Annotated in this window: 5 protein-coding genes; 3 read left to right on the plus strand and 2 right to left on the minus strand. The window is 70.7% G+C overall.

All coding sequences use genetic code 11. The features are described from left to right. Positions 1 to 2: 2 nt before the first annotated feature. Positions 3 to 1,388 (minus strand): NsdA family TPR-like regulatory protein, encoded by a 1,386-nt coding sequence (locus ABD932_RS05375; RefSeq protein ID WP_345009101.1) that lies wholly within the window; start codon positions 1,386 to 1,388, stop codon positions 3 to 5. A 318-nt stretch (positions 1,389 to 1,706) separates the two neighbouring features. Between ABD932_RS05375 and ABD932_RS05380 the strand changes: the two genes are divergently transcribed. From ABD932_RS05380 to ABD932_RS05390, 3 genes are all read left to right on the plus strand, one after another. After that, the gene (locus tag ABD932_RS05380; protein ID WP_345009103.1) at positions 1,707 to 2,369 is read left to right on the plus strand and encodes a bifunctional DNA primase/polymerase; all 663 of its coding nucleotides are present in this window, start codon (positions 1,707 to 1,709) and stop codon (positions 2,367 to 2,369) included. Between the two features lie 96 nt (positions 2,370 to 2,465). Then, positions 2,466 to 3,239 (plus strand): ABC transporter ATP-binding protein, encoded by a 774-nt coding sequence (locus ABD932_RS05385; RefSeq protein ID WP_345009106.1) that lies wholly within the window; start codon positions 2,466 to 2,468, stop codon positions 3,237 to 3,239. Then, positions 3,236 to 4,828, plus strand: a complete 1,593-nt coding sequence (locus ABD932_RS05390) for a transporter (protein ID WP_345009108.1) — start codon at positions 3,236 to 3,238, stop codon at positions 4,826 to 4,828. The genes ABD932_RS05385 and ABD932_RS05390 overlap by 4 nt, the downstream gene beginning before the upstream one ends. Positions 4,829 to 4,955: 127 nt before the next feature. Here the strand turns inward: ABD932_RS05390 and ABD932_RS05395 are convergent, their stop codons facing one another. Then, the gene (locus tag ABD932_RS05395) at positions 4,956 to 5,831 is read right to left on the minus strand and encodes an alpha/beta fold hydrolase (RefSeq protein WP_345009110.1); all 876 of its coding nucleotides are present in this window, start codon (positions 5,829 to 5,831) and stop codon (positions 4,956 to 4,958) included. Positions 5,832 to 6,271 lie beyond the last annotated feature (440 nt).

A 6,271-nucleotide genomic window follows, 5' to 3' on the forward strand; every position in this document is an offset into this window, starting at 1 on the left:
TTTCACGCCGCGGTCTGCAGGTCGAGCCGCGCCCCGAACTCCCTTACCACCGGCTCGTCCCGGAACGGCTCCAGCCGCTGCTGGAAGTCCTCCAGATACTCGGCACCCCGGTTGGAACGCAGCGTCTCCAGGAGTTCGACGGCCTTCAGCCCCGTGTGGCAGGCCTGTTCGATCTCGCGCTGCTGGACCTGTGCTGTGGCGAGCAGCGCATAGCCGATCGCCCGGCGCCGCGCCTTGGTCTCCGGAAGCCCCGCCAGCGACTCCTCCGCGCGCCGCGCGGCCGCCTCGGCCTGGCCGAGGTCACGGTGGCAGTGCGCCAGCTCGTCGGCGAGATAGGCCTCGTCGAAGTGCGCGATCCACGCCGGGTCGTCCCCGGACTCCGGATCCGCCGTCTCCAGCGCGGTCACGGCCCGCCCGGACGCGACCTGGGCCGCCCGGGCGTCGCCCATCAGCGCATGCCCTCGCGCCTCGGCCGCGTAGAACATGGACTCCGCGCGCGGGGTCACGCGCCCCCGCGCCCCCTCCTGCGCCGCCCGCGCCAACTGCGCGATCTCACGCGGGTTCCCGAGCTGCGCGGCCAGGTGGCTCATGGAGGCGGCCAGCACATACCCGCCGTACCCCCGGTCGCCCGCCGCCTGCGCCAGCCGCAGCGCCTGGATGTAGTAACGCTGGGCGAGCCCCGGCTGCCCGGTGTCGATGGCCATGTACCCGGCGAGTTCGGTCAACCGCGCGACGGCGGCGAAGAGTTCCCGCCCGACCGCCTCCCGGTACGACCCGGCCAGCAGCCCGGAGACGACGCTGTTCAGGTAGTGCACGACGACCGGGCGCACATGCCCGCTGCCGTACTGGTGATCAAGGTCGACGAGCGCCTGCGTCATCGCGCGAACCGCCGCCACGTCGGACTGCCCCACCCGCGGCCCCGCCGAGCGCGACACCTGCGAGTCGGGTGACGAGATCAGCCAGTCGCGGCTGGGCTCGACCAGCGCGGACGCGGCGACGGACGAGCCGGACAGGAAGTCCCGCCGCCCGACGTCGCTGCGCCACAGCTCGCAGACCTGCTCGATCGCCCCCAGTACCGTCGGCGAGAACTGGAGACCTACGCCCGACGCGAGGTTCTTGCCGTTGGCCATGCCGATCTCGTCGATCGTGACCGTACGGCCCAGCTTGCGGCCGAGCGCCTCGGCGATGATCGCCGGCGCCCGTCCCCGCGGCTGCTGCCCGCGCAGCCAGCGCGCCACGGACGTCTTGTCGTAGCGCAGATCGAGGCCGTGCTCCGCGCCGCACATGTTGACCCTGCGGGCCAGCCCTGCGTTCGAGCAGCCCGCTTCCTGGATGAGCGCCTGCAGCCGTTCGTTCGGCTGTCGCGCGACGAGAGGCCTTGCGGCCATGGCGTACCCCCTGTGGCTGCGGTGCCTGCCCACGCACCGAGTTGACGTTCTTCCACCGCCGAATCCGGCCCTTCGGGCACTGGCTGTGCATCGAAAGGATCCGGCCGTGAAGATCAATGCCCCGTCGGCATACCGAAAATGCGAGGCTTGTGAGGATTGCCGGGGTAAAGGCGGAAGCCGACCCCACAGTTGGCTACCCAGCCCGGGCCACGGATCCTCCTGCGCGCCCCCACACATGCACCCATGCGCCCCAGATGAGGAATCAGTGCTCCTCCCCCGCGCGCGCTTCGGCCGTAACCCGAGGTGGGTGCGGGAGTTGTGTTCAGCGTGGAAGAGACGATCCCGGCCACCGAAGCCGCACAGATTCCGAAGCAGCGCGGCGAAACGCTGCTGGAGACCGCCGTTCGCTACGCCGAGGAGCGTCACTGGGACGTGTTCCCGGGTACCTGGCTGGAAGCCGTCGACGGGGTGCAGCTGTGCTCCTGTGGCGACGCCACGTGCCCCGCGCCCGGCGCGCACGCCGCGCGCCCCGACTGGGCGTCACAGGCCACGGGGAGCGCGACGGTCGCGCGACGGATGTGGCAGAAGCAGCCGAACGCGTCGATCCTGCTGCCGACGGGGCGGACCTTCGACGCGATCTCCGTCCCGGAGACGGCCGGGTTCCTCGCGCTGGCGCGGATGGAGCGGATGGAGCTGTCGCTCGGGCCCGTGACGTTGACGCCGGATCGTCGGATGCACTTCTTCGTGTTGCCGGGGGCCTCGGTGAAGGTGCCCGAGCTGGTGCGCAAGCTGGGGTGGTCGGTGGGGTCGCTGGATCTGGTGGCGCTCGGGGAGGGGGCGTATGTCGCCGGGCCGCCTACTCGGTTCGGATCCCGGGGGGCTGTGCAGTGGGCCTGTCGGCCGACGCCGGCGAATCGGTGGTTGCCGGATGCGGAGGAGTTGATCTCACCGCTTGCGTATGCCTGCGGTAGGGATCGTTGAAAGCGCCTTCTCATCTGCCGGGCTGATCCAGGTTGGCGACTGCGGGTTGTTCGGGGTTGCTCGCGCAGTTCCTCGCGCCCCTTTAGGTTGGCGTGCATGACGTCGGCCGTATGTGTGCGTGGGCTTTGGAAGCGGTTCGGGCAGCAAGTCGCCGTTGCCGGGATCGATCTGGAGTTGCCCGCCGGCAAGTTCATCGGGCTTGTCGGACCCAATGGAGCCGGGAAGACCACGACCCTCTCCATGGTGACCGGGCTGCTGCGGCCCGATGAGGGGTCCGTCGAGGTCGTCGGGCACGACGTGTGGCGGGACCCCGTTGAGGTGAAGGCGCGGATCGGGGTGCTGCCCGAGGGGCTGCGGCTCTTCGAGCGGCTCTCCGGGCGGGAACTGCTCGCGTACTCGGGACGGTTGCGCGGGCTGCCCGGGGCCGAGGTCGACAAGCGGGCCACTCAACTGCTCGACGTACTAGATCTGGCGGGGGCCCAGCACAAGCTGGTCGTCGACTACTCGACCGGTATGCGCAAGAAGATCGGCCTCGCGGCCGCACTCCTGCACAATCCCGAAGTGCTGTTCCTGGACGAGCCGTTCGAGGGCGTCGACCCCGTCTCCGCCCAGACCATCCGCGGCGTCCTGGAGCGCTACACCGCCTCCGGCGCGACCGTCGTCTTCTCCTCCCACGTCATGGAGCTCGTCGAGTCGCTGTGCGACTGGGTCGCGGTCATGGCCGCCGGGCGCATCCGTGCCCACGGCACCCTCGCCGAGGTGCGCGGTGACGCGGCCTCGCTGCAGCAGGCGTTCCTCGAACTCGTCGGCGCGAACGGCCGCGACGCCGGGAGCGACCTCGACTGGCTGGGCGGCGGGGCGGCGCGATGAGCACCGACGTCACCGGAGTCGTCGTACGGCTGAAGCTGTCCCTGCTGCGGAACGGACTGCGGCAGTCCGCGGGGCGGCGGGCCGCCTACGTCGCCTCGGCCGTCCTGGTCCTCCTCTTCGCCGCCCTGCAGTTCCTCGGGCTCGTTCTGCTGCGCGGCAACGCGCACGCCGGCTCCGTGGTGGTCCTGCTGGTCGCTGTGCTCGCGCTCGGCTGGGCCGTGATGCCGCTGTTCTTCCCCAGCGGCGACGAGACCCTCGACCCGACGCGCCTGGTGATGCTGCCGCTGCGTCCCCGGCCGCTGGTACGGGCCCTGCTCGCGGCCTCCCTCGTGGGGATCGGCCCGCTGTTCACCCTGTGCCTGTTCGCCGGCTCGGTGATCGCGCTGGCGCGGGGCGCGGTGGCCTACGTCGTCGGCGTCATCGGCGTCGTCCTGGCCCTGCTGGTGTGCGTGGCGCTCGCGCGGGCCGTCGCCGCCGCCAACATCCGGCTGCTGACCAGCCGGAAGGGACGCGATCTGGCGGTGCTGAGCGGGCTCGTCATCGCGATCGGGGCGCAGGCCGTGAACTTCGGGGCGCAGCGGCTGGGTTCGTCCGGGCTCGGCGAGCTCGATCCGGCCGCGGACGTGCTGCGGTGGGTGCCGCCTGCGTCCGCGATCGGGGCCGTGGAGTCGGTGAGCGAGGGCTCGTACGGCGCCGGACTCCTCCAACTCGCTTTGACCGCAGGTGCGTTGGCTGCGCTGATCGCCGTATGGTCACGGCATCTGACGCGGCTGATGACCTCACCCGACGGCTCCACGCTCCAGGCGGCCACCGAGGCCGCCGTACGGGAACGGACCTCGACCGGACTGGCCCGCTTCCTGCCGGCCGGCCGCACCGGCACCGTCATGGAGCGCAGCCTGCGCTACATCTGGCGCGACCCGAAGACCAAGGCGGCCTGGGTGACCTCGCTCGCCATCGGCCTGATCGTGCCGCTGTTCAACGCCCTGCAGGGCACCGGCTCGATCTACTTCGCCTGCTTCGCCGCCGGGATGCTCGGCGTCATGATGTACAACCAGTTCGGCCAGGACACCTCTGCGTTCTGGATGGTCGCCATGACGATCTCCTCCCCTCGCGACGCCTACGTCGAGCTGCGCGGCCGCGCCCTCGCCCTCCTCCTGATCACCCTGCCGTACGCCGCCCTCGTCACCGTCCTGACGACAGCTCTGCTCGGCGACTGGCCCAAGCTTCCCGAGGTCCTCGGCCTGTCCTTCGCCCTCCTCGGCGCGATGCTCGCGACGGGCGCCTGGACGTCGGCCCGTTTCCCGTACTCCATCCCGCAGGAGGGCTACAAGAACGTCGCCCCCGGTCAGACGGGCCTGGCCTGGATCTCGATCTTCGGCGGCATGATCGCGGCGGCACTGCTGTGCGCGCCCGTGATCGCGGTGACGATCTGGCTGAACGTCAGCGAGAACGGGGACACATGGACGTGGCTGCTGCTGCCGGGAGGCGCTGCGTACGGGGCGGCGATCACGCTGTTGGGTCTCCGCTTGGCGGCGCCTCGGACGGCGGCCCGACTGCCGGAAATCCTTACGGCGGTGAGCAAGGGCTGAGGGCTGCAACGCCCTGAGGGGCGCGGGGCTGTGTTCGATAAGCGGCTCCGCCGCGCGGGCGCGATCAACCACAGACAACCCGCAGCCGCCGTCTGACAGAAGCAACCGAGTTCATAGGCGCACGGCGTCACCTCGCGGAGCGCACCGCATCGAGAAACGGCTCGATCGCGGCCCGCCAACCGTCCGGCTGGTCGTAATGCACCAAGTGACCGGCGTCAGCCACCTCCGCATACTCCCCCCGCGGCAGCACCCGCACCATCTCCTGCGCCTCGGCCCGCCCCAACTCCCCGTCGAGCCCACGGACAACCAGCGCAGGGCACTGCACCTGAGCCAGCTCCTCCCAGTGCGCGTCGTACACCCACGTCTCCCGGGAGGCGAGCATCTGGTCCAGCTCGAAGACCGGCCGCCACCCGTCCTCGCACTCGTGCATCACCTCGGCGTAGAACTCGCCGCGCGCGGGGTTCGGCCGCTCGACCCACGGGTCGTCCTCGCCGAACCACTTGCGTACGTCGGCCAGCGTCGCGAAGGGAACGGGCCAGGACTTGAACCAGTCCGCCCACTCCCGCTGCGAGGCCGCTCCGAGCGCGGAGGCCCGCATGTCGCAGATGATCACGCCTTGCACCAGGTCGGGCCGCTTGGCGGCCAACTGCCAGGCGGTCAGCGCACCCATGGCGTGGCCGACGAGGACGGCCGGGGCGAGGCCGAGCTGTTCGAGGGCGGCCTCGGCGTCGTCGACGTACGCCTCGCGCGTGAAGGCGGCCTGCACCGGCTTGTCGCTACGGCCGTGGCCGCGCTGGTCGAGTGCGACGGCACGGTGCCGTTCGGAGAGCCAGCGGGCGGTGGAGGCCCAGTGGGAGGCGCGGCCCATCAGGCCGTGCAGTAAGAGGACGCCGCTCGTTCCGTCGTCCTGTTCCTTGGCGGGGTCGGTCTTGGGAGGGTCGCCGAACTCCCAGGCCGCGAGACGTACGCCGTCCGTCCCGGTCACGTCGATGCGCCGCGCCATAGATCCTGGCACCCCCCTAGCTCCGCTCGGACCGCTCGCTCCCGCTCGCGCCGGCCGATCCTGTGAACCGCGTCCTGCCTGCCGTGCCCGTTGTGCCTGCCGTATCCGCCATCGCTCCCGGGAGCACCGCGCGCCGCCTGCGTCCCACGCGCTGTAGATGCCCTCGCATGCGATGTGCATGTCCTGTGTGTCTCACGTGATCTTATGCGCACATTCCTGAAGCGCACGTTCCGCGTGACCCGTCACCCGCAGACTATCGAACCCCTATTCGAAAATGCGGTCTCCGTGACCAACACCCCTCATTCGAGTGACCCCCCGCGAGGATTGATCGTCCCTGCTGAGGGGAGATCTTCACCGGGAGGCGGACCGATCGGGGAAACCGGTCCGAGGGGAATGACCCTGAGAGCTCGGGGCTCCGGGTCAGCACAGGGGAGGACAGG

The sequence above is a fragment of the Streptomyces shaanxiensis genome (assembly GCF_039537145.1).
GTDB lineage: Bacteria > Actinomycetota > Actinomycetes > Streptomycetales > Streptomycetaceae > Streptomyces > Streptomyces shaanxiensis.